Annotated in this window: 29 protein-coding genes and 1 pseudogene; 19 read left to right on the plus strand and 11 right to left on the minus strand. The window is 39.2% G+C overall.

The window, feature by feature from the left end:
* Positions 1-55 precede the first annotated feature (55 nt).
* The 4 genes from FPV17_RS06630 to FPV17_RS21805 all read left to right on the plus strand — a co-directional run bounded on the left by FPV17_RS06630 (position 56) and on the right by FPV17_RS21805 (position 2,783).
* Entirely contained in the window at positions 56-1,396 is a 1,341-nt protein-coding gene (locus FPV17_RS06630; protein ID WP_144558564.1) for a hypothetical protein, read from the plus strand.
* 42 nt (positions 1,397-1,438) lie between these two features.
* The gene (locus tag FPV17_RS06635; RefSeq protein WP_035393161.1) at positions 1,439-2,086 is read left to right on the plus strand and encodes a TVP38/TMEM64 family protein; all 648 of its coding nucleotides are present in this window, start codon (positions 1,439-1,441) and stop codon (positions 2,084-2,086) included.
* Positions 2,083-2,535: a GNAT family N-acetyltransferase gene (locus FPV17_RS06640; RefSeq protein WP_035393160.1), complete on the plus strand. Its 453-nt coding sequence runs from the start codon at positions 2,083-2,085 to the stop codon at positions 2,533-2,535. The genes FPV17_RS06635 and FPV17_RS06640 overlap by 4 nt, the downstream gene beginning before the upstream one ends.
* A 74-nt stretch (positions 2,536-2,609) precedes the next feature.
* Positions 2,610-2,783, plus strand: coding sequence for a hypothetical protein (locus FPV17_RS21805; protein WP_158331936.1), 174 nt, complete (start codon positions 2,610-2,612; stop codon positions 2,781-2,783).
* Positions 2,784-2,803: 20 nt separating this feature from the next.
* Here the strand turns inward: FPV17_RS21805 and FPV17_RS06645 are convergent, their stop codons facing one another.
* The 3 genes from FPV17_RS06645 to FPV17_RS06655 are packed head-to-tail and all read right to left on the minus strand — an operon-like array spanning position 2,804 to position 5,774.
* Entirely contained in the window at positions 2,804-4,282 is a 1,479-nt protein-coding gene (locus FPV17_RS06645) for a tripartite tricarboxylate transporter permease (RefSeq protein ID WP_144558565.1), read from the minus strand.
* A gap of 30 nt (positions 4,283-4,312) precedes the next feature.
* Positions 4,313-4,741, minus strand: coding sequence for a tripartite tricarboxylate transporter TctB family protein (locus FPV17_RS06650; RefSeq protein ID WP_035393159.1), 429 nt, complete (start codon positions 4,739-4,741; stop codon positions 4,313-4,315).
* Positions 4,742-4,766: 25 nt separating this feature from the next.
* A complete protein-coding gene (locus FPV17_RS06655; RefSeq protein ID WP_035393157.1) occupies positions 4,767-5,774 on the minus strand; it encodes a tripartite tricarboxylate transporter substrate binding protein in 1,008 nt (335 codons plus the stop codon).
* Between the two features lie 256 nt (positions 5,775-6,030).
* Between FPV17_RS06655 and FPV17_RS06660 the strand changes: the two genes are divergently transcribed.
* From FPV17_RS06660 to aroD, 3 genes are all read left to right on the plus strand, one after another.
* Positions 6,031-6,864, plus strand: coding sequence for a sugar phosphate isomerase/epimerase family protein (locus tag FPV17_RS06660; RefSeq protein ID WP_144558566.1), 834 nt, complete (start codon positions 6,031-6,033; stop codon positions 6,862-6,864).
* A 123-nt stretch (positions 6,865-6,987) separates the two neighbouring features.
* Entirely contained in the window at positions 6,988-7,716 is a 729-nt protein-coding gene (locus tag FPV17_RS06665) for an IclR family transcriptional regulator (RefSeq protein WP_035393156.1), read from the plus strand.
* 60 nt (positions 7,717-7,776) lie between these two features.
* Positions 7,777-8,541 carry a type I 3-dehydroquinate dehydratase gene (gene aroD / locus FPV17_RS06670; protein WP_144558567.1) on the plus strand — a complete coding sequence of 255 codons (765 nt, stop codon included), beginning with the start codon at positions 7,777-7,779 and terminating at the stop codon, positions 8,539-8,541.
* A 39-nt stretch (positions 8,542-8,580) separates the two neighbouring features.
* On the opposite strand, the gene FPV17_RS06675 is transcribed toward aroD, so the two are convergent.
* On the minus strand, positions 8,581-8,913 hold the full coding sequence (locus FPV17_RS06675; protein WP_144558568.1) for a winged helix-turn-helix transcriptional regulator: 333 nt from the start codon (positions 8,911-8,913) through the stop codon (positions 8,581-8,583).
* Between the two features lie 129 nt (positions 8,914-9,042).
* On the opposite strand from FPV17_RS06675, the gene FPV17_RS06680 reads away from it, so the two are divergent.
* Positions 9,043-10,101 carry an LLM class flavin-dependent oxidoreductase gene (locus FPV17_RS06680; protein ID WP_144558569.1) on the plus strand — a complete coding sequence of 353 codons (1,059 nt, stop codon included), beginning with the start codon at positions 9,043-9,045 and terminating at the stop codon, positions 10,099-10,101.
* Positions 10,098-10,664, plus strand: a complete 567-nt coding sequence (locus FPV17_RS06685) for an NADPH-dependent FMN reductase (RefSeq protein ID WP_144558570.1) — start codon at positions 10,098-10,100, stop codon at positions 10,662-10,664. Before FPV17_RS06680 ends, FPV17_RS06685 begins: the two co-directional genes overlap by 4 nt.
* A gap of 26 nt (positions 10,665-10,690) precedes the next feature.
* Here the strand turns inward: FPV17_RS06685 and pdxR are convergent, their stop codons facing one another.
* Positions 10,691-12,094 (minus strand): MocR-like pyridoxine biosynthesis transcription factor PdxR, encoded by a 1,404-nt coding sequence (pdxR, locus tag FPV17_RS06690; protein ID WP_144558571.1) that lies wholly within the window; start codon positions 12,092-12,094, stop codon positions 10,691-10,693.
* 120 nt (positions 12,095-12,214) lie between these two features.
* On the opposite strand from pdxR, the gene pdxS reads away from it, so the two are divergent.
* Both pdxS and pdxT read left to right on the plus strand, forming a co-directional pair.
* The gene (gene pdxS / locus FPV17_RS06695; protein WP_144558572.1) at positions 12,215-13,102 is read left to right on the plus strand and encodes a pyridoxal 5'-phosphate synthase lyase subunit PdxS; all 888 of its coding nucleotides are present in this window, start codon (positions 12,215-12,217) and stop codon (positions 13,100-13,102) included.
* A 1-nt stretch (position 13,103) separates the two neighbouring features.
* Positions 13,104-13,679 carry a pyridoxal 5'-phosphate synthase glutaminase subunit PdxT gene (gene pdxT, locus FPV17_RS06700; RefSeq protein WP_144560432.1) on the plus strand — a complete coding sequence of 192 codons (576 nt, stop codon included), beginning with the start codon at positions 13,104-13,106 and terminating at the stop codon, positions 13,677-13,679.
* A gap of 74 nt (positions 13,680-13,753) precedes the next feature.
* Here pdxT and FPV17_RS06705 read toward each other — a convergent pair whose 3' ends face one another.
* Both FPV17_RS06705 and FPV17_RS06710 read right to left on the minus strand, forming a co-directional pair.
* Positions 13,754-15,250: a glycosyltransferase family 2 protein gene (locus FPV17_RS06705; RefSeq protein WP_035393152.1), complete on the minus strand. Its 1,497-nt coding sequence runs from the start codon at positions 15,248-15,250 to the stop codon at positions 13,754-13,756.
* A gap of 289 nt (positions 15,251-15,539) precedes the next feature.
* On the minus strand, positions 15,540-16,838 hold the full coding sequence (locus tag FPV17_RS06710) for a helix-turn-helix domain-containing protein (RefSeq protein ID WP_144558573.1): 1,299 nt from the start codon (positions 16,836-16,838) through the stop codon (positions 15,540-15,542).
* Positions 16,839-16,992: 154 nt separating this feature from the next.
* On the opposite strand from FPV17_RS06710, the gene FPV17_RS06715 reads away from it, so the two are divergent.
* Positions 16,993-18,279 (plus strand): MFS transporter, encoded by a 1,287-nt coding sequence (locus FPV17_RS06715; protein ID WP_035393150.1) that lies wholly within the window; start codon positions 16,993-16,995, stop codon positions 18,277-18,279.
* Positions 18,280-18,360: 81 nt separating this feature from the next.
* Here FPV17_RS06715 and FPV17_RS06720 read toward each other — a convergent pair whose 3' ends face one another.
* Positions 18,361-19,542, minus strand: a complete 1,182-nt coding sequence (locus FPV17_RS06720; protein ID WP_144558574.1) for an MFS transporter — start codon at positions 19,540-19,542, stop codon at positions 18,361-18,363.
* Positions 19,543-19,671: 129 nt separating this feature from the next.
* Between FPV17_RS06720 and FPV17_RS06725 the strand changes: the two genes are divergently transcribed.
* The 3 genes from FPV17_RS06725 (at position 19,672) to FPV17_RS06735 (ending at position 21,683) form a co-directional block, all read left to right on the plus strand.
* The gene (locus FPV17_RS06725; RefSeq protein ID WP_035393329.1) at positions 19,672-20,430 is read left to right on the plus strand and encodes a TrmB family transcriptional regulator; all 759 of its coding nucleotides are present in this window, start codon (positions 19,672-19,674) and stop codon (positions 20,428-20,430) included.
* Positions 20,431-20,738: 308 nt separating this feature from the next.
* Complete coding sequence (locus tag FPV17_RS06730) at positions 20,739-21,197, plus strand: NUDIX hydrolase (protein ID WP_035393149.1); 459 nt, start codon at positions 20,739-20,741, stop codon at positions 21,195-21,197.
* Between the two features lie 84 nt (positions 21,198-21,281).
* Complete coding sequence (locus FPV17_RS06735; protein ID WP_060705218.1) at positions 21,282-21,683, plus strand: hypothetical protein; 402 nt, start codon at positions 21,282-21,284, stop codon at positions 21,681-21,683.
* Positions 21,684-21,866: 183 nt separating this feature from the next.
* Here FPV17_RS06735 and FPV17_RS06740 read toward each other — a convergent pair whose 3' ends face one another.
* On the minus strand, positions 21,867-22,052 hold the full coding sequence (locus tag FPV17_RS06740) for a hypothetical protein (RefSeq protein WP_035396743.1): 186 nt from the start codon (positions 22,050-22,052) through the stop codon (positions 21,867-21,869).
* A gap of 122 nt (positions 22,053-22,174) precedes the next feature.
* Between FPV17_RS06740 and FPV17_RS06745 the strand changes: the two genes are divergently transcribed.
* Complete coding sequence (locus tag FPV17_RS06745; protein WP_060705219.1) at positions 22,175-22,543, plus strand: CidA/LrgA family protein; 369 nt, start codon at positions 22,175-22,177, stop codon at positions 22,541-22,543.
* Complete coding sequence (locus tag FPV17_RS06750; RefSeq protein WP_144558575.1) at positions 22,540-23,226, plus strand: LrgB family protein; 687 nt, start codon at positions 22,540-22,542, stop codon at positions 23,224-23,226. Before FPV17_RS06745 ends, FPV17_RS06750 begins: the two co-directional genes overlap by 4 nt.
* A gap of 73 nt (positions 23,227-23,299) precedes the next feature.
* On the opposite strand, the gene FPV17_RS06755 is transcribed toward FPV17_RS06750, so the two are convergent.
* Both FPV17_RS06755 and FPV17_RS06760 read right to left on the minus strand, forming a co-directional pair.
* The gene (locus FPV17_RS06755) at positions 23,300-23,533 is read right to left on the minus strand and encodes a hypothetical protein (protein ID WP_035396741.1); all 234 of its coding nucleotides are present in this window, start codon (positions 23,531-23,533) and stop codon (positions 23,300-23,302) included.
* A 67-nt stretch (positions 23,534-23,600) separates the two neighbouring features.
* On the minus strand, positions 23,601-24,074 hold the full coding sequence (locus FPV17_RS06760) for a GNAT family N-acetyltransferase (protein ID WP_144558576.1): 474 nt from the start codon (positions 24,072-24,074) through the stop codon (positions 23,601-23,603).
* Positions 24,075-24,216: 142 nt separating this feature from the next.
* On the opposite strand from FPV17_RS06760, the gene FPV17_RS06765 reads away from it, so the two are divergent.
* A complete protein-coding gene (locus FPV17_RS06765) occupies positions 24,217-25,200 on the plus strand; it encodes an HD domain-containing protein (RefSeq protein WP_144558577.1) in 984 nt (327 codons plus the stop codon).
* Positions 25,197-26,121: pseudogene (locus tag FPV17_RS06770) on the plus strand (pyridoxal-phosphate dependent enzyme). The gene FPV17_RS06765 and the pseudogene FPV17_RS06770 overlap by 4 nt, the downstream one beginning before the upstream one ends.
* Positions 26,122-26,129 lie beyond the last annotated feature (8 nt).

Genomic DNA, 26,129 nt, shown 5'->3' on the forward strand with positions numbered 1-26,129 from the left:
GTATACTTTTACTTAGATTCTTAACAGGCGAAAGTAGGAGAGTGCCATTTTTTATTTGTACCTTAGTTTAATCTTACTGCACGTCACAAGTGAATTTTACGACCACATTGTCATTCAAAGTATCATCGGTAGCTTGGCCATTGTAATCATTGGATTGAACTTTTTTAAAGTGAAACGTTTATATTTTTGGGCAGGAACGACTTTCTTTTTTGTTGGTCTCATTTGTGCTTTTCTTTATGTTCCTCAAGAAAGAGCGTTTCTTTCCTTATTTGGTTCGATGACAAGCTTATTAGCTTTATTATTTGTATTGCCATATATGAGTACGATTATCGCGGTTGGAAAATACGATCGAGCTCTTGGTCAAATGATTCGTAAGCCACCACAACTAACAATGGTTCGATTATATCGACGTACATCATTGATGACCTATATGTTGACGTTGTTTTTGAATGTAGCAACAGTTCCAGTAGTTGTTTCAACGGTCAGAGCCCAAGTGTCTCAGTTAAAGGATGCATTCATTCAACGTTTTTTTGCACATAGTATTTTACGTGCGTATGGACTCGTGCTCCTATGGAGTCCAACGGAAGTTCTTGTTGCTTCAACAATTGATATGACTGGAACGAGTTACTTGCTGTTGTTTCCAACCCTGCTAGCAATTAGTATTTTGTTTATCTCACTTGACTGGTTTATACATAATCGACAATTACAGCATATTGATTTAAAAGCAGCTGTTGAGGGAACCCATAACCCGGCGCAGTTAAGAAAGAAATTACTAGAACTAGGGTTTGCCATTACTTGCTTTATCGTCGTTCTTTTAACCTTAAATACGCTTATTCCTCAATCGTTTCTATTTTCGGTTACAGTATTAATTATTCCATTTACATTTTTATGGGCATTTTTCATTAAAAAAGGAAACCGTTTTTTGCTTTTAAGCTCTGCATATGTAAAAGGAAACACCACTCAGCTCCATGGATTGTTCTTTTTATTTTTGGCGGCTGGCTTTTTTGTAGAAGTGTTTCCATACACGACGTTATTTGATCAAATGGATTTGTTTTTCTCCTATGTTTACGAGACTGGTCCTATTCTATTATTCTATCTCCTTATTGCCTTATGTATCTTTAGTTTTGCATTAATTGGATTTCATCCTTTAATATCTATTGCTATCTTTTCACCTTTTTTAGCTGAGGCGATGGTTGTGCATCCATATGGCGTGAGTGTACTTTTAATTGGAGTGGGATTGAGTACAGTCATGATTGGACCATTTAATATAACGCCTACCATCTTAGCAATGCAATTGCAGGCAAATCCGTATTCAATCATTCAGAAAAATTTATTGTTTGCATTTGGCTACCTGTTGTTTATTGTAGCTGTGGCAACGGTGTTTAGCGTCTTCTAATTCTCTTAATAAAAGAAAAACAAGTAAGGAAAGTAGAGTGCCATGATCATAAAAGTAGCCACAGCCATTCTAATCATCCTATCAATCGTTCTAGTCGCTCAGTCAAGTTGGGTATCAGAGTTACGAACAGGTGAGGGTCTTGAAACAAGTGAGTTATTTCAACAATCAATGCCGTTTTTATTATCCCTGTCTTTTGTCTTATTGCTGGTTCAGAGCATTTTAACCGTTATTCCTCTAGCTTTAATCCTGATTTTTAACTATCTCTTATTAGGATTTTGGCTTGCTTATGCGTGGAGTCTTGGTACAAGCATTATAGCCAGTTTATTATCCTTTTGTTTGTACCGTTACTGGTTACAACATGTCTTTCAGCAGAAAGTTCGAAAAAATTGGGTTCAAGCTATTGAGAAGAACGGTTTTTGGGTTGTGTTAACAAGTCGGCTTGTTCCTGTAATGCCTTCAAGCCTCATTAACGTAGCTGCCGGAAGTAGTCGTATAACAGTAAAAACCTTTCTCTTTGCAACTTTTATCGGCAACGGCCTTTATTTAATGGCACTCTTTTTGTTAATGGAGGGTTTTATTGCCGGAGGAACGGAATGGTTCCTTTTAATAGGTGTTGTGTTGTTATTTTGCACGATCGCTGTTAAGAAAAAATGGACAAAACGAATGAAAAGTGGAGTGAACGAACAATGATAATTAGAAAGTTACATCAAGATGAAGCCGTACCGTATGATCTATTGTTGTTAGCAGATCCTAACAAAAAAATTGTTGATAGCTATATGAAGCAAGGTCTTTGCTATGTGTGTGAACAAAAGGGCGAACATATTGGTTGCTATGTAATAATTCAAACGAGGCCAGAGACCATTGAAATTGTCAATGTAGCTGTAAAGGAAGCGTTACACGGTAATGGATTTGGAAAAGCGCTTGTACAACATGCCATTGAAACGGCGAAACAAGCTGGTTATAAAACGGTCGAAATCGGAACATCTAACTCGGGGATACACCAAATAGCCCTTTATCAAAAATGTGGATTTCGGTTGGAATGGATTGATCGTGGTTTCTTTTTACGACATTATGAGGAAGCGATTTGGGAGAACGGTATACAAGCAGTGGATATGGTTAGAATGGCGATTTACTTATAATTAAAATTTATGGTTTAAAGTAAGAGAAAGGCAGGTATGATAGAGTAGTAGAGAGTCAGAAAGAAGGTTATACAATGATTGTAAGGGAGATCGAGCTATTTGAGCGTGAATTAACCATCTTAAAAAAAGAAAAGCAAAATAAATTGCTCTATGCCTGCTACCGAGCAGAAATTGATAGTCAAATTAACTTATTAAAAGAAGCCGTTTATTTCTACAAATGTGCTAAGCAAAAAACAAGCCGTAAATGATACGGGCTTGTTTGTTTTTTTTATTGGATTGTTTTACGAACGTTTTTTATCGTAGATAGAAGCATAGTGACAAACAGAATACTTAATACAAGGCTGATAGGTGAAGTCACATAGCCAAGAAAGAACGTACCTAGGTCGTGGTGAGCAGTAATCATCGCTGCACGATACGATTGATCAATTAAGGGTCCAAGCACAATGCCTAAAACAAGGGGCGCAAGAGGAAAGCCAAACAACCGTAAGACAAAACCTAACAAGCCAAATCCGATCATCCAATAAACATCAATCATTGTGTTGTTAATAGAGTAAGCTCCAACAACGATAAGAACAAGGATAACCGGCATAAGAATACCTTTTGGAATTGAAATCACCTTTTTAAATAAATGGATGCCAGTCATCCCAAATATAAGTAGAAAAAGGTTCGCTAAAAATAAAGAACCGCAAATGACCCAAAATAAATCAGGAGAGTTCGTAATAAGCAACGGTCCTGGATCGAGTCCATGTACAATGAGTGCACCGATGATGACAGCTGTAACCGCATCGCCTGGTATACCTAGTGTTAGCATAGGAACAAATGCACCACCAATCGCGGCATTATTAGCTGTTTCAGGAGCTATTACCCCTTCGTATGCGCCTGTTCCAAATGGCCGACTTGGTTTTTTCGTGCTACGTTTAGCGTGGTCATAACCAAGTAAAGCTGCAATTTCGCCTCCAACACCAGGCAATACACCAGCTAATGCCCCAATCACAGAAGTTCGAAGTGTAAGGGGCAAGAACTTGATTACCATCGCTAAGGGTGGAATGATTTTTCCAACGACGTTATCCTTATGATCTTTCGTTGTTTTTTGAGACAATTGATAGAGAACCTCCGCAAAACCGAATAGACCAAGTATGGCAATAATGACATTAATACCGCTTTGAAGTTCCAATATACCAAACGTTAGCCTGGGGCTAGCCGAAATCAAATCAAGTCCAACTAAACCGATAAAGACACCGAAACAAGCAAGGAAAATAGATTTAATAAACGCACCTTGACTCATTGTACCGACTAACAATAAACCGAGTAAAGCGAGCAATAAATAGTCTCTATGAGCGAAATAAAGTGCAATGTCAGATAATACAGGAGTGGCGAATACGAGCAGAAGTAAACCGACCATTCCTCCAACAATGGATAAGATTGTAGAAAGTCCTATGGCTAACCCTGCTTCACCCTTTTGTGCAAGTGGGTAACCATCAAAGGAAGTAGCAATTTGAGCGGGACCACCTGGCATGTTTAAAAGAATGGCCGGGCGAGCACCTCCATAGACCCCCCCGACATATACCCCAACAATTAGAGCAAGTGCAGATAATGTGTCCCATGAATACGTTAGAGATAAAAGCAAAACAGTGGCCATTGTAACAGAGAGACCAGGAATAGCCCCAACATAGATACCAGCAAATGTTCCTAATGCTACGAGAAGAAGAAGCTGATAGTCAAATAGCGGCATAAGAAATTGTTCCATAACGTTCCTCTTTTCTAAAGCGAATTAAAATTAAGGGAAAACAATTTGAAAAACAGTTTGAAAGACAAACACTATAACAACGACCAGGCCGAATGAAAGAAGGAAGCTTTTCCATAAAGAGAGGGTACGGAAAAACAGAAAGCTTATAGATAAAAACAATAGAGTGGCGATGCTAAATGGAACATAGGGAATAAGAATAATATAAACAAAAACGAGACCAATAAAGCCAAAAAAGTAAAATGAATTTGAAAGTTCGTATGTAACGTGTTCTGAAGATTTAAAGTGCTGATACGCTAGTATACAAGAAAAAACAACCATTAAAAAAGACAGGACGAGTGGTAAAAACCGCCCTGATGATAGAAATTCATCATAAACAGGTATGCGCATTGCTTGTGTAACGAAAAGAACGCTAACTGCAATCCAACCTATGTAGAAATAAAATGCCGGGGACTTAATCAAAAGGATTCTTCCTTTCTTTCCGTGTTTAATTACTCGGGATGGGAATATTGTAGTTGCTTGGATGCTCTGCAAAGCCAGATTGGTAAAGGAACCAGTTTGTTCTTGACTCCCATTCCTCCTGATAGTCAAGCGCCTCATCACCAGTAAGGCCGAGCGGAATCATTTTTTTACTTTCAATAAACGATTGAAATTCCTCAGTATGAAAAGCCTCTGTAAAACTATCTCTAAGCTCCTCAATAATAGGTTCGGGTGTTCCTTTTTTTACGTATGCACCGTAATATGCACCCCAGGGAAGATGTTCTAAATAGTCAGGTGCTACTTCACCAAGGGCAGGCCAATCACCAAACTCTTCTAAGCGGGTATCATTGATAATTCCTAACACTCTCACTTTATCAGCGAGAATGTAATTGTAAGCGGACGGTAATGAAACAATCGATGCCTCAATTTGTTTGCCCATTAAACCTGTGATGGAAGCACCTTCTCCTTTGTAAGGCACCATTGCAAAATCAAGCCCTAACATGCTTGTGACAACACCTGAAGTGCCAACAGGTCCCGTTGTAGCCATTAGAATTTTACCTGGATTTGCTTCCGCCTGCTCAATCAAATCATCCAATGTTTGGAAAGGCGAGTCTGGGTGGACAATAACAACTGGAACGGTTCTAGTAAACAACATCAATGGTTCGTAGTCATGATAACTTAAATCAGATATTCCTGTTGTACGATATAAATTAGGATTTTCTGCGCCGAACAAAATTTTATACCCGTTTGCTGGATCCTTATGTACATCGTAAGCAGCAATTGAACCAGCGCCACCTTCAACATTTTGCAGGACGATAGATTCACCTAAAATAGGCTCAGTATACTGGCTAATCACACGAGCGATGGAATCGGCTCCTCCGCCTGGTCCAAATGGAATAACACCAGTGATTGAACGAGATGGATAGCTTTCCGAATCCGTCCCAGTTGTAGCAGAGTTGCAAGAAGTTAAAAACATAATAAGTAAAGGGAGCACTATTAACTTTTTAGGAAACATACAATCACCTCCATATTATATAGAAAGCGTTTTCAAAAAGTTCCGTTAAATGGAATAAGAATATTGTAGAGCGGAAATACGTAAGTGAATTGTAGCAGAGAAAAAAGAACTTGTCATTGTTTTTTTGCAATTCAGCAAAAAAACAATTCACAAAGAAGATAAGAGGAAAGTAGTTGACAAGTGGATAAGAGTATCGCTAGAATTTGAACCAAGAAATACTTGTATACTAGTATTAATATTTAAAAGGAGGATAATGATGAATCATCCATTTTCACTAGCTCACCTCACGGCTTTAGAGTGTGCACCACCAGAGTTAACCTATTTAGCGGCACAAGCTGGTTACGATTTTGTTAGTATTCGTCCTATCTATATGGGATTGCCTAATGAACCAAACTATGATTTAGCAAACAACAAAGCAATGTTTAAAGAAACGAAACTAGCGCTACAACAAACGGGGTTAAGTGTATATGATATAGAATTGGCTCGAATTAATGATGACATTGATCCGCTTATCTATGAGCCTGCGTTTGAAGTGGCGGCAGAACTTGGAGCAAAACACGTTTTAAGTAGCATTTGGACAGACGATACAGAGCTTGGTCGTGAAAAGTTTGCTCAGTTATGTGATATAGCAAGGCCATACGGACTAACTATTAATTTGGAATCAGTACCAATTGCATCTGTGAGAACGCTTAAGGGAGCCATTCATGTATTAGAAGATGTAAAAAGAGAAAATGTAGGACTAATGATTGATGCCCACCACTTTCATCGAGCTCATGATTGTGTGGATGATATCAAATCAATTCCAAAAGAATGGCTTCATTATTTTCATTTATGTGATGCACAAAAGGAAATTCCAACAAGCAAAGAAGAGATGACACGTATTTTACGAGAAGAGAGATTGTATATAGGTGAAGGTGGCCTTCCCTTAAAAGGTATGTTAACGTGTTTACCTGATGATATGGTTTTTTCACTTGAGATGCCCAATAGACAAAGAACGAAAGAGTTAGGGACGTTTGAGTATATAAAGCAATGTTTAGCATCTGCAAAAACATTTATTGAGAAAGGAAATACGCATGCAGTAAAAAAATAACTTGTATACTAGTGTTTTATAAAATTTCGTGGTATGATTTCAGAAATGTGAAATCTGTTGTGGTACACTCTTTTTAACAAAACGATTAGTTAATAATTGTTGAAAAGGTGGAGACTTAGAGTAATGGAAAAACGTGATTCATTACGAACTGTTCGACGAGCATTATCCATACTAGATTGTTTTTCGTTCCAAAATCAGGAGCTTTCTTTAACACAAATCGCAACTGAAATTGAATTAGCAAAGTCGACAACAACTCGATTGCTAACAAGTCTTGAGACAGAAATGCTTGTACAGAGAGATGAGAAAACAGGGAAGTATAAGCTAGGTACCAAATTAATTTATTTAGGTCAAATTGCAAAAGATGCTTATCAGTTGAAAGATGTTATGGCACCACTTATGAAGCAACTTCGAGATGAGACGTTAGAAACCGTGAATTTGTATACAGTTGACCGAGGAAAACGAGTATGTATCTTACAATTTGAAGGGTATCAGCCTCTTCGTCATGCTGTTCGAATTGGCGAATTACTACCGCTTCATGCAGGAGCAGGGGGAAAGGTCTTACTTGCTTATCAGTCTGAACAACGAAAGCAAAAATCGGTAGAGGGTTTAACGACAGTCGAACAAAACGAACGGTTAGCTGACCTTCAACGAATTAAGGAATCAGGCATAGCTATTAGCATAGAAGAACGTGAAATTGGTCTAGCGGCAGTTGCAGTAGCTGTTCCGAATCGTGATGGGAGTGTAACCCATTGTTTATCCATCTCTGGTCTTGTTCAGCGGTTCTCAAAAGAAAAGATTAAAGAATTTGAGCAACGTTTAAAAGACGTACGAGCACAAGTTGAGCGTGATTAAACATAACGAATTAAGAAAGCGTTTACGATAAAGAGACGTAACGTCAATAAGGAGAAGAGTATGTCAACAATTATAAAGAAAATGGAAGCTGAACACATTCAACGTCCACTAATCTGCGCCCCTCTTGTAGGGAAAACGTTCGCGGCTATTAAAGAGGAACTCTTCGTTATTACAAAGAAACAGCCAGGGCTCATTGAGTGGCGTGTTGATTTTTTCGAAGAGCTTCACAAGACAGAATCTGTTATTGAAACAGGGAAATGGATAAAGGAGAACGCTAAGGGGATACCGGTGCTATTTACAAGACGTTCTACTCGTGAAGGCGGAGAACCCATTTCTTTAAATGAGGAACAAGTAACTGATTTGTACGTCAGTGTCATGAAAGCAGATGTGATTGATGCCGTCGATGTGGAATTAAGTTGCCCGAAAGAAGCGAAAGAAACGATCCTTTCACTGGCAAAGGAGAAAGAAATACAAACGGTGATGTCGTTTCACGATTTCTCAAAGACACCTGAAAAAGAAGCGTTACTGGCTGTTTTAAAACAAGCACAAGAAGAAGGTGGAGACGTAGGGAAAATTGCATTAATGCCACAATCACTTCATGATGTGTTAATTGTTGCTGAAGTGACAGAAGAAGCAAATCGAGAATTAACGATTCCCATCATCACAATGTCAATGGGTCCTAAAGGAGCCCTTTCTCGCTTATTTGGCGGTGCTTTCGGTTCTGCCGTTAGTTTTGCTGTCGGTCAAGCAGCTTCTGCACCAGGACAAATCGCAATTGATCAACTTGAAAGGGTACTCGATGTAATCGACGGGAGTCAAGTGTAAGAGAAAAGCACGTTTCCTTCTATAGGAAACATGCTTTTTTTATTTATGCGATTGTTTGTACAGTAAGTGGTTTTGCCCCCAAGTGTGCATGGCCGTAAAAATGGGCTCTAACGTCTTCCCGTATGTGCTAATGCTATATTCAACTTTTGGCGGAATTTCTGTATAAACGTGTCGCTCAATAATGTCTTCTTCTTCTAATTCTCTAAGCTGTTGTGTGAGTACTTTTGGGGTTATGTTCGGTATCGCTCGTTGAAACTCACCAAAACGTGTCGTGCCATTGGCTATTAAATGAAGTAAGATGAGCAGTTTCCACTTGCCGACAAAAATCTCCAACGCCTGATTTACTTGGCATTGGTCAGGTATAATGTTCATAAAATGACTCCTTTAGTATACTTTTGTATACCTTCTTTCGTTAAAGTACGTACTTTTAAATGTGTTTATCATAAGGCAAAATAAAAGAAGATACAAACAATGTAACTTAATGAATTTAGGAGGATTTCCATGAATCGCATAAAAAACGAAAATGGTTTGGAATTTGGTATTTATACGCTAGGAGATCATCTTCCGAATCCACATACGGGAAAACGTATTTCTGCTCAGCAACGCATTCATGAAATTATTGAATTTGCTAAGCTTGCAGATGAAGCTGGCTTAGATTTTTTTAGTGTTGGTGAAAGTCATCAAGCTTACTTTGCGACGCAGGCACATTCTGTTGTACTTGCGGCAATCGCGCAGGCAACAAAAAACATAAAAATAGGTAGTTCTTCTACGATTATTAGTACATCTGATCCAGTTCGTGTATATGAAGACTTTGCAACGATTGATTTAATTTCTAATGGACGAGCGGAAATTATTGCAGGTAGAGCTTCACGCGTAGGTTTATACGAGCTTCTTGGTTATGATTTGCGCAACTACGAGGAATTATTTGAAGAGAAATTCGACTTACTGAACAAAATTAACAAAGAAGAGCGCGTTACATGGGATGGTGAATTTCGAGCATCCCTTAGAGATGCAGAGGTTTTACCTCGACCATTAGAAGGGAAAATGCCAATTTGGCGTGCTGTTGGTGGTACCCCAGCAAGTGCTATAAAAGCAGGTATTGCTGGTGTGCCGATGTTTCTTGCTCACTTGGCTGGTCCGACAGAAGCGTTTAAACGTTCAATTGATGCGTACCGCGGTGCATTAACGGAAAGTGGCTATAACCCAGCTGAATTCCCAATCGCCACAGCTGGACTTTTCTATGCAGCAGAAACGACGCAAGAAGCTCAGCGTGCCTATTATCCTTGTGTGAACGAAGGGATAAAATTAACGAACGGATCAGGCTTCTCAAAACGAGCATTTGCACAAGGAGAGGATGTACGAGACGTATTAAATGTCGGCAGTCCTCAGCAAATTATTGAAAAGATTCTTTACCAATACGAATTGTTTGGCCATCAACGTTACATTGCTCAGCTTGATTTCGGTGGAGTGCCATTTGAAGAATTAAAGAAAAACTTAGAGTTAATTGCAACAGATATTCTACCAGCTATTCGGAAATATACAAAGGGGGAAACGGCGTGAAAATCGTTGCGTTATCTGGATCGGTTGTCGGATCAAAAACAAGAACCATTATGAATGAGGTCGTTCGTCACATACATGCCTATGATGAGGCAACGGACGTCACGCTAATCGATTTGGCTGAACAGAACATTCACTATAGTGACGGTCGACAGTTTATTGATTATACGGGAGATACTGGATATGTGGCACGTACGATTATGGATGCGGACGCGCTAATTATTGGAACCCCTATATTTCAAGCGTCTATCCCTGGTGCGTTGAAAAATGTATTTGATTTGCTTCCTGTTAATGCTTTCGAGAATAAAATAGTAAGTATTGTTGTAACAGCTGGTAGCTCAAAGCACTATTTAGTGGCAGAGCAACAGCTCAAGCCTATTTTGAGCTATATGAAAGCACAACTTGTTCAGACCATTGTTTTTGCAGAAGAAAGAGATTTCCAGCAAAAACAATTAGTGAATGATGATGTACGATTCCGTATTGAACGTCTTGTTGAAGACACACACCTTTTAACAAGAACATTTGAAAAGATACGAGAAGAAGCAGAAGATGCATATGGTTTTTAAATAAGAGGTTGGCGAAAGCCAGCCTCTTATTTCGTGTATTTCCATGCTTGAAGGACTGTCGTAACAGCTTCTTCCAGTTGTTCCTCTGGAATACTGGCAAAGCCAAGCACAATACGGGGATGCTGAGAAACTTGTTGTTCAATCGTATAGTGCGAGAGCGGATAAACCTTTACTTGCACATCGTTTGCAGCTTGAACAAGTTCTTCTTCACTCATACCGTTTTTAATCACAACGACAATATGGAGTCCAGAGCGCTCACCAATAATTGATAATTGATTTTCATACGGCTTCATGGCTTGTAAGACAATGTCACGCTTCCGACGGTATAGTTTTCGCATACGGTTTACATGCTTTTCAAAATCCCCAGCTCGCATAAACAATGTGAGTACATGTTGATCAATTCGAGACACTGTAGAATGATGAAACGAAAACAGATCGTTATACCGCGGTACTAATGTTTGTGGTAACACCATATAACTTAGCCGAGCAGATGGAATAAGGGACTTTGAAAAACTGCCAACATAAATTACTTTATGATGCTTATCCATACTTTGAAGAGACGGAATGGTTTTACCACTATAGCGAAATTCACTATCATAGTCATCTTCAATGATAAAACGGTCAGTTTTTTCTTCTGCCCATTTTAACAGTTGTTGACGTCGATTGACAGATAAAACCGCTCCATAAGGAAAGTGGTGTGAAGGCGTTGTGTACATAATCGTAACAGGTGATTGAGTGAGTGCCTGTACATCTACACCTTCTTCATCAACAGTAAACGGATAAAAATCGTGTGGATGATGTCGCAATAGCTTGCGCATAAGTTGATATCCAGGGTCTTCTATCCCATAAACACTTTTCTTACCAAATAAGAGAAAGAGTTGCTGCACTAATGTCTCCATCCCAGCGCCGATAACAATTTGATCCCATGTGCACTGGACGCCACGGGAATGATAAAGGTAATTGGCAATCTCTTGCCGAAACACTTGGTCGCCGGAAGCATTTCCAAGTAAAAGTAATTGTTGATTTGATGGATCGACGACTTGACGTACATATTTGCGCCACTTATCAAATGGGAAGTAACGTGTATCGATATGCGTAGGATGAAAGTTGAATCGAATAGGTGACAATTCCGTTACGCTAGTTGTTGTATACTTGGAAGAAACAGGTGCATAGTCAAGCTGTTCGTATGCCTGCACAAAAAAACCTTTCCGTGGCAGCACTTCTACATATCCTTCTGCAACGAGCTGGTTATACGTGGACTCCACGGTATTCTGGCTTACTTTTAAGAATTCGGCAAGCTTTCGTTTTGATGGTAGTTTCGTACCATGATCAATTCGTCCAGCTGTAATTTCTTTTTTTACGTGCAAATAAAGTTGCTCGTAAAGAGGTGTCGTAGCCTCTCGGTCTAAATGTACCCATAGTAAATCCATTTTATCGTCCCTCTTATCTGAACCCATTATTTTTTTAAAAACTGGCACTTACAATACAGTCAGTTTCTTTTTATACTATGAAATAAATCTGAAAAATGCAATCAAAAAGGAGTGGGCAAGATGGAACGTATGTTAGGGACAGATCGAGTCAAACAAGGAATGGCGCAAATGCAAAAAGGTGGCGTCATCATGGACGTTGTTAATGCAGAGCAAGCAAAAATTGCGGAGGAAGCAGGAGCAGTTGCTGTTATGGCATTAGAGCGTGTACCGTCTGATATACGTGCAGCAGGTGGTGTGGCTCGTATGGCTGATCCAACAATTACAGAACAGGTGCTTCAAGCTGTATCCATTCCTGTTATGGCAAAAGCGCGTATCGGTCATATTGTAGAAGCACGAGTTCTTGAGGCAATGGGTGTAGATTACATTGATGAAAGTGAAGTGTTAACACCAGCAGATGAAGTCTATCATTTGAATAAACGCGACTTTACTGTACCATTCGTATGTGGCGCTCGTGACCTCGGCGAAGCTGCGCGTCGGATTGGTGAAGGGGCATCTATGATTCGTACAAAAGGAGAACCAGGTACAGGGAATATTGTAGAAGCTGTTCGTCATATGAGGAAAATGCAGGCTCAAATGAAACAAGTGATTCACATGTCAACTGATGAATTGATGACAGAAGCGAAAAATATTGGTGCTCCTTATGAAATTCTGCTTCAAATCAAAGAATCTGGTCAATTTCCGGTTGTGAATTTTGCTGCTGGTGGAGTGGCAACACCTGCCGATGCAGCATTAATGATGGAGCTTGGCGCAGATGGGGTGTTCGTTGGTTCAGGTATATTCAAATCAGAATCACCGGAAAAGTTCGCTCGCGCGATTGTAGAAGCGACAACGCACTACAAAGATTATGATTTAATCGCACGACTTTCAAAGAATTTAGGAACGGCTATGAAAGGGCTAGATATTTCAACGATTGCGCCAGAAGAACGTATGCAGGATCGTGGCTGGTAGTATGGTGAAAGTTGGGGTACTTGCTCTCCAAGGTGCGGTGAGCGAGCACATTAAGATGATAGAAGAAAACGGTGCTACTGGTATTGCTGTAAAGCGGGTGGAGCAGCTTGAAGCAATTGATGGTCTCATTATTCCTGGTGGGGAGTCAACAACGATGCGGCGCCTGATTGACAACGATCATTTTTTTGAGCCATTAAAAGCATTTGGTAAAAAGGGAAGGCCTGTTTTTGGTACATGTGCGGGCATGATCTTAATGGCTCGCTCCCTTACCGATCAAAAAGAAGGCCATTTAGGGTTTATTAATATGGTCGTCGAACGCAATGCATTTGGGCGACAACGAGAAAGTTTTGAAGCCCATTTATCTGTGATGGGCATTTCAGAATATGTAGAAGCGGTCTTTATTCGCGCACCTCTTGTTCAGGAGATAGGAAAAGAGGTTGAGGTTGTAAGTGAATACGATGATGAAATTGTAGCGGTTCGACAAGGTCCCTTTCTTGCATGCTCATTCCATCCGGAGTTAACAGATGACCCAAGGATGCATCAGCTCTTTATTCAAATGGTAAAAGAACATAAATAGAAGCCTAGTTTACTAGGCCTCTTTTTTTATAATATGTTTACAGTGTATTAAGTAAGATAAGAATAAAAATAAATTTAGGCACGAATTGGTTTTCTTAATGTCCAGAGCTGATGAATCATAATGATTGTTACAAGAATCGTAAGGTAAGTTAACACTTGCCAACCGAGTTCAAGATAGGGAGTAACGATATCTTGAATCGTTCGGTTTGTAAAAAAAGAGCGGTAATAAACTGAGACGAAAATAAAAAGAGAGAGTAAAAGGATCACGAGACTCATGCCTTCCACCAATTTACTTTTTGTCTGTCCTTTTTCGGCACTATACTGGTTGTGCCAGCCATCTTTTTTGTTTTTCGAAAGACGATCCTTCCACACCTGAATGAATGTCATAAGGTTAGCCCAGAGATAGATTTCACTTGAGATAAGCGTTATCGCTAGCAACACATCGATTGGGCGTCGCATAGGGGTTTTTAAAGCTAAAATTAAATTTAATAATGAAGCCACGACAACAGGAATAATCCATAACCAACTCCATTGAAATTGATCTGTCATTAAAGCTAAAGGAATTAAAATGATTAACAGGATTCTGATGAGTAAATCAAGCAATCGTCGAAGCTGAGAGCCCCACATCCGGAATATATGTGAGCTTGACACATTTAACTCTCGATTGGTTAATAGCTCTACAGTACCTGACGACCATTTAATGCGTTGTTGACGGAACGTGTGATAAGATCTCATAGAGTCAACAAAGCATCGTGCCGACGGGCTTATTAACGTTTTCCACTTTGCTCGCTGAAGTTGCCATGTTAACAACATATCTTCAACGTCACTGTCATCTTGCCACGGCCCATCTAAATTATTGCGATTAACAACGTCTTGCAAGGCTTCGGGTCGAAACAATGTACCTTGCCCGCCTAACACGTAAGTACTTCCACCTTGATATTGCAAGGTGAGCAACCAGCTCGTCATATCTTGTTTTTGCTGGTGCGTCCACCATCTTGCTATCGGCCCTCCATATAATCCGCTTTCTAACTTTTGCTCATAATAAGGGTCATCTAAAGACAAAAGACTTTTTTTCCTAGGCATACGCATTGTGTATTTTGCCATGACGCCGCCAATATTACGGGCGCTCATAAGATCGTCCCAAAGTTGCTTTAGTGCCCCTGGAGCAAGACGACTATCGGCATCCATACCTAAAATCGCTTTTATAGATTGATTGTATTTTTCTTGATAGCTCGACACATGGTATTCATATAAGCTTAGAGGATCACCATATAAACTTTTCCATGCGGCGTTTAATGCGCCAACTTTTCGCTGACTATTGTTCTCGGTTTTTAAAATAATGACAGTTAATTTTAAATCCTCACCTGCTTGAATTGCTCTTTCAATGGTCCGATCAGTACAATTATCTGCAATGACAATGATATCAAGCAATACATGTGCTGGTAGTACTTGATCAGCTAGTCCTTCTAAGCAATCTCGAATGGACTTTTCTTCATTATGTGCAGGAATGAAAGCAACAATCCTTGGCCTCATAAATGCGCCATTCATTACTGGGACATACTTTTTAACCATAGCACACCCCGCCTATTATCCTGTTTCAATATCTTGATTGAGATATTAAAAGGTTCTTTGTGCCTAAATTGTAGCTGATTTCAAATGAATTAAGCAATAAGAATTTTTATTTAACGTATAAATAGGTAAAAAGTATTGTTTTTGTGTCTGGGAACAGAAATGTAACCCAATAAAGGAGGCGGAATAAGTGTCTATAGAAGTGAATTTGTCTGTAATACGTTTCATTTGTTACAGTACATAGCTATCATCGCATGATCAACCTAAAAAAGAAGCTGGGTAGACCAACTTCTTACACCTCCTTAAAAATATCATCGTACGTTTGCAAGATAAACGATTTATGATAGTCGATTGCATAGTTTTGTTTCAGGATGCTTTCCTTTGCTTTTGTTGCATGAACGCGGGCTTTTTCATCCTCGCCTAATTTTGCGTAACATAATGCTTTATAGGCATCTGCCGTTGTGAGCATTGATAAATCCAGCACATGGATACGGAATGGGTATTCATTGATAGACGGTAAATAGTGAAGCGATTCCTTGTAGCGTTTAAGTTCATATAAGGCTTGCCCATAAATGTGTTGAAATAGAATTCTTAAAGTATCGTCTTTTCTTACAAAATTTTTTCTATCATTAATTACTTCTAGCGCTTTGGTAGGGTTGTTTTCAAACATGATCGCTACTATGGCTTTATTAAGGGTATGGATACTTTTTAAATAATCATCCTCCAACAATTCTGTTAATAGATGATGCTTATGCAAATAGTAATTGACTTCTTTTTCGTCTTTGGCTAGCATTGCGAAATGGATAGCAAAGCGGTAGTATTGATCTACCTTGTAAAATTGTCGTTTTTCTATTGCAAACGTGAGTGATTCCTTTAACCGTTTTCTCCCTAAATTTGATTTTCCCATGATCATAAGCAACGCTACCTCTTGGAAATTCCACTTGGATAAGGTGAGAGGATCAAAGTCTTTTATCTGATCAGCGTATGCCGCTTGCTTCTTAGTAAATAGCTCTATTGCTTTTTCATATTCTAATTCAAAAGTGAGGTATTCAATATAGTCAAGCGCGGTATTTGCGGCTTCGTCTAGAAAAGAAAGTTCAATAAAACGTTGTTCGGCATTTTCAAAATAAGTGCGCCAATTATTTTCATCAACTGTAGAGTTAACCGTTTTCTTTTCTAATAAAAAAAGACCGGTATCTGTTTGATGGATAGATTGGCTTTTATAAAAATACGCCTTCCCTAAGTCCCGAACGAACTGTGCAGCTTCATACGTATGTGGCAACGTCATTCCTGCAAAAGGGGTAAGGAGGGAAGCAACGTCATCGTAACGATGATTGGTTAATAAAGCTTTTAATTGGATAATTAATGATCTTAAATCTGCTTCAGTAATGACATTCACATCTGCTAATAACGATTGAGGGTCTGTCTCAAGGGCTTCAGCAATGTGAGTAAGGCTTTCCATAGAAGGTTGGGCCTTATTGTTTTCTATTAAACTTAACATGCCTTTTGTTAAACGCCCTTCAGCCACTTCTGCAAGGGTTTTTCCACGTTGCTTGCGTAATTGCCGGATTCGTTCTCCTAATGTGCTCATATCGGATCGCCTTTCTTTCCGTGTTTCATATCATTATAAAAGATTGAGAATAAAAATAAAAGTTTAATATTATTAAACTTTTGCGTTGCTCTTTTTCATTTTATCTGTATATAATAAGTTTAATTAAATTAAACTTATTAGAGGAGTGCTTGGAATGGATGTAAAATTAAAGCGTGCAACGTATCATTTATGGACTTTTGCGTTTAGTAAGTTTATCTCGTCGTTTGGAAATAGTATTTATGTTTTTGCAATGAGTTTATTTATTTTAACAATGACAGGTTCTGCAATGAATTTCGCCATTAATATGATTTGTACTATTTTACCGCGGACGATTCTTGCTCCATTCGCTGGTTATATAGCGGATCGTTTTCCGAAAAAAGGAGTCGTTCTATCGTCTCAAGTGGTTTCTCTTTTAATCGTTTCGGGACTACTCGCTTATACGATAACGAGTGGTTTATCGGTTATCGCCATTTATGCAACAACTGCTTTGCTTACCATTTCGCAAATGTTTACTGGGGTTGCGTTTACTTCTTCTATTACGCGGCTGGTAGATGAGGCACGTATTCAAAAAGCAACAGCGATTAATCAGATGGTCGTCTCATCTTCAACGATTGGGGGGCCGATTATTGGAGGGATGCTTTTTGCCTTTTCGCCTATTCAAGTGTTTTTAGTGATTTTCATTATTGCGTTTTTCCTTGCTGTTTGCGTGGAAGCGACAATGGATTTTACACTTTATGGGTCTGAGCGAACAAAGGAAGAGAAGAAGGAGAACATGTGGCAAGGAATGAAAGCGGGGTTTCTCTTTATTCATCAGCAACCAATTATTCGGACAATCGTTGGAATGGCGTTAGTTGTCAATTTTTTTACTGGGGCTCTTTTAATTGGCATGCCGTTTATTCTCGTTGAAACCTTGCAAATCGACACTCGCCATTTTGGCATCATTGAAGGGATCTTAGCAGGAGGGGCATTACTTGGAGGACTCTATTTTTCAATAAAGAAAGATGTGGTATTTCCGTTAATGAATGTAAAGCAAGGTCTACTTGCTTTTTCGTGTTTAATGACGCTATTCGTATTACCGTTAATAGTCTTTATTCCTTACAATGGGATAGTGATTTTTTATAGTATGGTTATGCTACTTATTGGTTTTTCCATTACATATGTGAATACACCCATTGGTGTTTTGCTGCAAAAACGGGTAAGTGATCAATATAAAGGAAGGGTATTTGGCATTCTAGAAACAGGTGCTACTGCACTCATGCCACTTAGCTTTATCCTCTATGGATTTATGTATGATTTCTTAGGGCCAATTGGAACCCTGCTTCCTTCAGGGGTGTTACTTTTAGCTGTGACCCTTTACTTGTTGCGAAAGAAAATCATGTCATCGGCTCATCCTGAGTTACATCCTCCAAAAACAAAAATTGTAGAGAACATGTATATGTAACACATTTAACGGTTGGTGCTTCTCAAGAAATGAAGAGACACAAACGGTAATGGGTGATTTAGAAAAAAGCCAATTGATTAATTAATTGGCTTTTTTGTAGGCTAAATCAGCTTCTTGTGGTTTTGGCTGAAGAGATTTTTTCATTGAGAATCCAATTACGATGAGAGCGAGTAAAGCGAAGAGGCTGCCGACAATGGCATTCATTTCAACGGTACTTCTCTCGATGACAAGTCCGCCACTCATGGAACCAAAAGCAATACCAAAATGGAGTGCGGAGTTATTTAAACTTTGCTGAATATCAGATGTTTCTGGTGCAGAAGCAATTAAATAGCTCTGCATCGCCGGAGTAATCGCCCAGCTTAATAGACTCCAAACCATCATGACAACAATAAAAAGGGGCATAAATGCTGTAGTCAACGGTATGGAAAAGATGGCTACCGTAAAAAGAGAGATGACACCAATAATGGTTTTTTGCGGGCCGAATCGATCAGAAAGTAGGCCACCAATACCTCCGCCAATAATAGCGGCAATACCGAACAGAAGATACATCATGCTAATCCAATTTCCATCAATACCGATTGATTGTAAAAAGGGTGTTAGATAAGCATAAAGTGTTAAATGTCCTGCAAGAAATAAAAAGGACGTTAGTTGAATAAGTATAATTTTCGTGTTTTTTAATGATTTTAGTTGTTGAATGAGAGGAATACTTGGCTTTGGAGTGATTTTTTCCATAAATAGCGCAACAAATAAAATGGATAAACCTGTTAAAAGAACAATCAGGATAAATGGTGCTCGCCAACCAAAAGCATTTCCAAGCAGTAAACCAATCGGAACGCCTAAGACAAGAGAAGCGCTAACGCCCATAAAAACAATACCTATTGCACGTGCCCGGTATGGTTCACTAACAATGTTTGATGCAATGGTTACGCACAGTGAAATGAGAAGCGCTGCGCTCATTGCGGAAATCATTCGAGCGAGTAGTAAAATCCAATAGCCTGAGCTAACGACAGCAAGAATGTTCGCAAATAAAAATACCACTAATGTAATGAGTGTTAGCTTCTTTCGTTCTATTTTCGCTGTAGCGGATAAAAGAATGGGCCCTGATAACGCGAATACAAATGAAAAAATGGAAATCAGCATACCGACTTGTCCCAATGTAACGTTTAAATCGGATGCAACTAAGTGTAAAATGCCACCTAAAATAAGTTCAACAAGACCAACGACAAAAGAGACGATGGTTAGTAAGTAAACACGTTTATTCATAAAACACCTCTCGTTATTTTGTTACCACTAGAAGAGTAACATAAATGTAAATCTCTCTACAAGTGGAAATGTTTATAGAGTTTGGTCTATCCTAAAGAAAGGGATAATGAGAAAGAAAGGTTGATTAGGTTGCTACAACAATTTGGATTCACCCAATATGAGAGTCAAGTGTATACATCATTAATTACAGTCAATCAGCCTCTAGATGCTACGGCAATTGTGAAGCGGTCAGGTGTGCCGCGTTCGAAAGTATATGAGGTTATTACAAAACTGATTGAAAAAGGAGTTGTTCTCGAAGCCTTTGTGGAGAAAAAGCGGCAATATACTGGTCTTCCGATGGAGGCTTTAATAGAGAAATTAACGGCAAACTTTGAAGCAAATATTGAAGAGTTAAAGAAAATTGAAGTTGAAGAAATAGAAGTTGACGATCGGGTATGGACATTACGAGAGGATCAATCAATCTTGTCTATTATGAAAGAGCTAATGGAAGGAGCCAAACAATCCATTCATTTATCTCTTTGGGCGGACGAAATGAAAGCCTTTCTTCCTTTGCTTGAGGAAGTGTATCACAGTGGGCGGGAGGTGCACTTGCATGCGATAGGAACGATTCAAACGGTAATTCCAACTATGTCTGTTTTAATCCCAACCCATGGACACGATTCTTTAGAAAGAAGCCGGATTTTAATTGTAGATGAAAAGGAAATGGTCTTTGCTGGGATTGAAGAACACGGGTGGCAGGCCATTCGAACCCAATCGAAGCCACTCGTGACATTTTTTACGGAATTCTTTTATCACGATGTAGTGCTTACTAAAATTACCCAGCGATATCATGAGCTCATTATGACAGATGATGAGGTAAAGGACATGCTGTTAAAGTTGAAATATTAATGGGTCATCGTTAAAAGGAAAGATGGCTGTTATATTTACAGATCAAATTGAATTGGGAACAACTACACTAGGAACTATGTTTCGGACCATTCAATTAGAAGAGCCGTAAGTAACCATTAAAGAGGCATGGAATCAACAAGATCTTCACAGGTTGACAACAGAAATGCCACAAGCTTTTTAGGAGGAATTACTGGCACATAACCTTATTTTAATAAAGCGTCATTACCGAAATAGTAAATAGATGGCTGTCTCATTGGCATTAAGTGCACAAGACAGCCTTTTGTATTAACAAGAAAGGGTGTCAACAGATGGATTATATCAAGATGATTCGAAACAAAGTAGGGTCGGCTCCAATAATTCTTAATTTTGCTGGTATTTGTGTAGTGAACGAGAAGGGGCAAATTCTTCTTCAAAAAAGAGGGGATTATAACGAATGGGGATTTCCTGGGGGCGCCATGGAAATAGGTGAATCCCTTGCAGATTGTGCCAAAAGAGAAGTTTTTGAAGAGACGGGCTTACATGTTGAAATTGACTATCTTATCGGCGTATATTCAGATTATTTTACTACATATCTTAACGGTGATCGGGCTCAAACCGTTCTGCATTTCTTTAAAGGCTATCCAGTCAAAGGGAGTTTAAATGTGGATGGAGTGGAAACAGTTGAACTTGCTTTTGTTGACCCTGAGAATGCGCCGCCTCTCTTCAATCAGCAGCATATGGATTGTCTAGCCGATTATCGAAACAATATGAAAGGGAGTTTCCGTTGAAAGATTATATGGAGATCTCAAGCAATATTTTAGAATAGTGAACATAAGATAGTGATACAACACTCTTATTGGGAGGGGTGTGTCATGGCGAAAAATAAGGGGACTGGTAAAAATAATTACAACGATCCCCATGAACAATATTTGGAAAGCTTATTAGAACTATCTGAAGATATGATCTATCTAGGTACGATATTAAGTACCATATCTTCTGCGCTAGGGTTTGTCGGCGTTACGATTGCACGTGACATTTCAAGACAAAGAGATGCTTCATCAAGCGTTGATGAAGAGGCGCAAGAAGCAGCGACATTCTTTTCAGCTGAGGCAGCACAAACTGGTGGACTTCGCAGCCCAGTTGGTGATCAGCAGGAATATGCGATGTATTTGTATACACAAATGAGGCAAATGCAAGGGGAGTTAAACCGAGTGCATAAAGAGATGAAGAAGATGCAAGAGCAATTTAATCGCTGGCACCGCCCATCAAATTAGTAGCATTTACTTATATGGGGCATCACTTTATATTAAGGCATTTTTTATCGACAAACATGAACACTTTGAAGAGTCGTCTAAGCAAAGATTGCCTAACAGTAGAAGTCATTCTTCATAAAGCATTGAACTAGTAAAGGGGAGCGAGAGTGTCGTCATTGACATTCTCGCTTTTCATTTCTATTCTTATAAAAGAAATGCGAGTAAAACAACAAAAGCTAGTGCAATGGGAACGAGTAAAAAATAAAGCCAAGAAAATGTTTTAATGCTACGCTCACTGCTGTAGTTTGTATCTGTTCGGTTCATCGATACAAGCGTAAGAACAAGGCCAGCGATACAAATGCAGGCGGCGATCAGGAAGACAGGTAACATAGTAGAAGTGCCCCTTTTTAATCGAAAACATGCTATGATTCTAGCATATTCTTTTTATCAAAGCTTACCACATTGTCTTACCTAAATGAAGGAGGGAGCCTGTTACAACAGAACAGGGGATTATGAAAACTTTACAGCTTTTGCTACAGGTTCTATTTTTATATGGACTCTCCGCGTTTGGAGATTTCTTATCCCGTTGGCTGAATCTTACTATTCCAGGTTCAATCATTGGGTTTCTTTTATTGCTGTTATTATTGAGCACAAAAATAATTCCAGAAAGCTGGGTCGAGACAGGAGCCACCGCGTTATTATTCGTGTTACCCCTTTTGTTTATACCGTTTAATTTAGGGGTTATGCAATATCCGGAACTTCTATCAACGACTGGATTTCTTCTATTCCTATCTGTTATAGTCAGCACGTTGCTATCGATGATTGGAATCGGGCATTTCTGTCAATGGTATGAAAGAAGTCGAGGTGATTGGGACGAATGATGTATCCAATAATAGCTATAGCCATTGTTGCTGCAACGGTTGTCATCTATTTCTTGTTTCGGAAGCTTTACTTACGCTACCCCTATCCCATTCTGTTGCCTGTCGTGACATCGACCGTGTTTATTTTACTCATCTTACTATTATTTAATATTTCGTATGAAGACTATTTAATTGGAGGAGAATGGTTAAGTCGTTTAATGGGACCTGCTATTGTGGCATTAGCGTTTCCGTTGTACAAGCAACGCGTTCTTGTTCTACGCTATAGCGTTATGATTGGTGGCGCCGTATCCATTGGTGTTTTTTTAGGGTTCAGTACGGTGTATGGGTTGGCGCTTTTGTTTCGATTCAATGAGACCCTCGTTGCGACAGTCCTTCCAAAATCGATTACAGCACCTGTAGCAGTGGAAATCTCTGCAGCCTTACACGGATTGCCACCGTTAACAGCCACATTTGTCCTTGTGGCAGGCTTTAGCGGTATTCTCATTGGACCATGGGTCATGCAAAAAGCAGGTATAAGGAGTCTATATGGTAAAAGCATTGCACTCGGGGGTGCATCTCACGCCATGGGAATTTCTAAAGCAGCTGAGTATGGGAACATTCCTCTGTCGATGAGTTCCATTGCTATGACACTAAGTGCTATCGTTGCATCCCTTTTGATTCCTATTTTCATATGGATCTTTTAAAGAGGGTGTGTGAAAACACGCTCTTCTTTCAATTAAAAAGTTCCATTAGCTTTAGCCAATGGAACAGAAATTCCTATACTTTTTCTAACACATACGCTTTCTTAGATCGATATTCCTTTTCACCATTATCTGAAGCGTGCTCAAAGAATCCATCAAAGCTTTGAGTGACTTTGAATTCCCGTTCGGGATCAGAAAAAAGGTGATTTTCGTTTGAAGATAAAAGAACAACATCTTTTTTATTCACGAATTGATCTAAGTCTGTCGCTTTATAATGGACTCCAACATCTAATGAATTGTATGTTGCCATGTCATCTCCTCCTTAAGCGGTTTTTGTTCCTATATCCAAATGTAGGAGATATTAAACATAGCTGTTGCTATTGTAGTGCTTTCATGTACCAAGCATCACAAGAGAAGTGCTCTGTTTTAAGTAGAGGTTCATCTAGCTTCTGGAAACCATGCTTTTGGTAAAAACGATTCGCAGCATGCATCGTATGAATTGTTTCGAGATAACATGCTTCATAATATTGCTTAGCAAAGGCTAAACTTACCTCTAATAATTGCTCTGCAACACCAGTCCCTCTAGCTTCTTGTAAGGCGTACATCTTTTGTAGTTCACATATAGTAGGAAAACCAGATACACCGCCAATTCCAACACCAGCAATGATACGGCCATCTTTAACGGCTACCCAGTACTGCGTTTTATCTTTTTGATACAGCTCATAAAAACGGCTTAAATCAGGATCTGACCACGCAGTTCCTGGTTTATTTGCGCCAAATTCAATTAAACAAGTTCGAATTAATTGTTCTACATCTTGGTTGTCTTGTTCTTGAATTTCTCGAATATTCATAGCTATGCTCCTATCATTAATGGTTAAAGCTTCTTAGAAGATTATGACAACTATTGTACAGCTTTGCGACAAAAGAATGCAAGATAGAAGAAGCGAAGACATGGTTAATTATGACATAATAGAGTAAGAGGGGGTGCATTCTTTGGTCATTAACGATTCGCTCTATGGTATGTTTAAGCTTGAACCAGTTCTAGAAACATTAATAGCTAGTCCACCTGTTCAACGTCTGAAAAAAGTACATCAGGCAGGCGGTTGCTTTCTTGTGAAACCCGAATGGAACGTGACAAGGTATGAGCATTCCATTGGAGCAATGCTGCTTGTTCGTAAATTGGGTGGAGGCGTTGAAGAGCAAATAGCCGCTTTATTACACGATCTATCACATACAGCCTTTTCCCATGTAATTGATTATGTTCTAGGTAATAAGGATGAAAACTATCATGAGACTCTTTATGAAAGACTTGTAAAAGGAACAACCATACCTGATCTAATCGATCAAGCAGGTTATAACGCCCAGTCCATTTTATTTTCCAATAAAAAGTGGACGCTTCTAGAAAGGTCACTGCCTCATTTATGTGTAGATCGGATTGATTATACGTTGCGTGATCTTTATTCATATGGTGTGATTTCCTTAAAGGATGTTGATGCATTTCTTAATCAATTGGTTGTGATCGATGGGAATATCGTTTGCGAAGAATTAAGCTGGGCAGAATGGTTTGCATCTATGTATTTTAAAGAAACGGTTGAATTTTTTTTACATCCAACGAACGTTTTTGCTAATCAGCAGCTTGCGCATATCTTATCAGTAAGTTTAGAAGCAGGAATTGTGACACTCGATGACTTAGTTAAAACCGATTTTGATGTTTTGGAACAGTTACGGCTGAGTCAACATGAAACCATCCAGGCGCTGTTAACAGCGTTTGAGAAGCCGCTCTCACCGTCTCATTTTCACTTAAAAGCTAAGCATATAAAATTAAAATATAGAGTCATTGATCCGGACGTGCGGTTAGGAGCTGGATGTGTATCTGCTTCTACTCAATCTACGTTAGTGAGAGAGCTACATGCTCAAACAAAAAAAGCATCAACAACAGGTGCTATTGTGACGATTGCAGAAAGGGGAATAAGATGACCCGAGAACGGCTATTAAAAGCATTTCCTAATTTAACTAAGCTTACAGCATTAGAAGAATATCTGTGGATTAACACGTCTAAAGGAAAGAAGGCCATTACAAAAAACCATACATTATCCATGGAGGCGATTTTAGAGGCAGAAGCTCGACTAAATCGGTTTGCTCCTTATATATCCCTTGCGTTTCCAGAAACAGAACGAACGAACGGATTGTTAGAGTCGCCACTATTGGCAATCGACTCTTTTCAGCAGTCCCTTGAAGAGTATTATCAGGTTACGATTAACGGTAGTTTGTTTCTAAAAGGTGACCACTTGCTTCCAATTTCAGGTTCGATTAAAGCAAGAGGGGGCATTTATGAGGTTTTGACGATTGCGGAAAAGATCCTTATTGAGGAAAGCGTGTTCTCAAGAGAAGAGTCTTATGAGAAGTTAATAGAGTCTACATATCAAGACGTATTGTCTCGCTATACAATTGTCGTGGGTTCGACAGGGAATTTAGGACTAAGTATTGGTGTTAACGTGTTATTTTGCAGAACCAACCCACTCTCCTTGTATGCTTGTTGGAATGATGACAGGGTTACATGAAAATATTCACGTGAAAGATATAGGAATTGACAATCGAACGATTGCAGATGGACTTGCGGTAGGACGACCATCAGGCTTTGTCGGAAAGGTGATGGAACCAATTCTTGGAGGTATCTATACGGTAAATGATGAGACGATGTATAAGCTTTTAGCGATGCTCATTGATCAAGAAGAAATAGCTCTCGAGCCGTCAGCAGTTACAGCTTTATTCGGACCTGTACAGGTTGCAAATTCAGCAAAAGATGCTGTGCATCTAGCTTGGGCAACAGGTGGTAGTATGGTACCAACTAACCAAATGCAGCATGATTACGAAATAGGTAAAGCACTATTAAATTAACTCATTCT

This window comes from Shouchella miscanthi (assembly GCF_007725405.1).
GTDB lineage: Bacteria > Bacillota > Bacilli > Bacillales > Bacillaceae_D > Shouchella > Shouchella hunanensis.

What these genes read in the sequence shown, in the direction of transcription:
- FPV17_RS06635 (WP_035393161.1), top strand. Translation starts at nt 1,439, where the DNA reads ATGATCATAAAAGTAGCCACAGCCATTCTAATCATCCTATCAATCGTT.
- FPV17_RS06640 (WP_035393160.1), top strand. Translation starts at nt 2,083, where the DNA reads ATGATAATTAGAAAGTTACATCAAGATGAAGCCGTACCGTATGATCTA.
- FPV17_RS21805 (WP_158331936.1), top strand. Translation starts at nt 2,610, where the DNA reads ATGATTGTAAGGGAGATCGAGCTATTTGAGCGTGAATTAACCATCTTA.
- FPV17_RS06645 (WP_144558565.1), bottom strand. Translation starts at nt 4,282, where the DNA reads ATGGAACAATTTCTTATGCCGCTATTTGACTATCAGCTTCTTCTTCTC.
- FPV17_RS06655 (WP_035393157.1), bottom strand. Translation starts at nt 5,774, where the DNA reads ATGTTTCCTAAAAAGTTAATAGTGCTCCCTTTACTTATTATGTTTTTA.
- FPV17_RS06660 (WP_144558566.1), top strand. Translation starts at nt 6,031, where the DNA reads ATGAATCATCCATTTTCACTAGCTCACCTCACGGCTTTAGAGTGTGCA.
- FPV17_RS06665 (WP_035393156.1), top strand. Translation starts at nt 6,988, where the DNA reads ATGGAAAAACGTGATTCATTACGAACTGTTCGACGAGCATTATCCATA.
- aroD (WP_144558567.1), top strand. Translation starts at nt 7,777, where the DNA reads ATGTCAACAATTATAAAGAAAATGGAAGCTGAACACATTCAACGTCCA.
- FPV17_RS06675 (WP_144558568.1), bottom strand. Translation starts at nt 8,913, where the DNA reads ATGAACATTATACCTGACCAATGCCAAGTAAATCAGGCGTTGGAGATT.
- FPV17_RS06680 (WP_144558569.1), top strand. Translation starts at nt 9,043, where the DNA reads ATGAATCGCATAAAAAACGAAAATGGTTTGGAATTTGGTATTTATACG.
- pdxR (WP_144558571.1), bottom strand. Translation starts at nt 12,094, where the DNA reads ATGGATTTACTATGGGTACATTTAGACCGAGAGGCTACGACACCTCTT.
- pdxS (WP_144558572.1), top strand. Translation starts at nt 12,215, where the DNA reads ATGGAACGTATGTTAGGGACAGATCGAGTCAAACAAGGAATGGCGCAA.
- pdxT (WP_144560432.1), top strand. Translation starts at nt 13,104, where the DNA reads ATGGTGAAAGTTGGGGTACTTGCTCTCCAAGGTGCGGTGAGCGAGCAC.
- FPV17_RS06705 (WP_035393152.1), bottom strand. Translation starts at nt 15,250, where the DNA reads ATGGTTAAAAAGTATGTCCCAGTAATGAATGGCGCATTTATGAGGCCA.
- FPV17_RS06710 (WP_144558573.1), bottom strand. Translation starts at nt 16,838, where the DNA reads ATGAGCACATTAGGAGAACGAATCCGGCAATTACGCAAGCAACGTGGA.
- FPV17_RS06715 (WP_035393150.1), top strand. Translation starts at nt 16,993, where the DNA reads ATGGATGTAAAATTAAAGCGTGCAACGTATCATTTATGGACTTTTGCG.
- FPV17_RS06720 (WP_144558574.1), bottom strand. Translation starts at nt 19,542, where the DNA reads ATGAATAAACGTGTTTACTTACTAACCATCGTCTCTTTTGTCGTTGGT.
- FPV17_RS06730 (WP_035393149.1), top strand. Translation starts at nt 20,739, where the DNA reads ATGGATTATATCAAGATGATTCGAAACAAAGTAGGGTCGGCTCCAATA.
- FPV17_RS06735 (WP_060705218.1), top strand. Translation starts at nt 21,282, where the DNA reads ATGGCGAAAAATAAGGGGACTGGTAAAAATAATTACAACGATCCCCAT.
- FPV17_RS06740 (WP_035396743.1), bottom strand. Translation starts at nt 22,052, where the DNA reads ATGTTACCTGTCTTCCTGATCGCCGCCTGCATTTGTATCGCTGGCCTT.
- FPV17_RS06745 (WP_060705219.1), top strand. Translation starts at nt 22,175, where the DNA reads ATGAAAACTTTACAGCTTTTGCTACAGGTTCTATTTTTATATGGACTC.
- FPV17_RS06750 (WP_144558575.1), top strand. Translation starts at nt 22,540, where the DNA reads ATGATGTATCCAATAATAGCTATAGCCATTGTTGCTGCAACGGTTGTC.
- FPV17_RS06755 (WP_035396741.1), bottom strand. Translation starts at nt 23,533, where the DNA reads ATGGCAACATACAATTCATTAGATGTTGGAGTCCATTATAAAGCGACA.
- FPV17_RS06760 (WP_144558576.1), bottom strand. Translation starts at nt 24,074, where the DNA reads ATGAATATTCGAGAAATTCAAGAACAAGACAACCAAGATGTAGAACAA.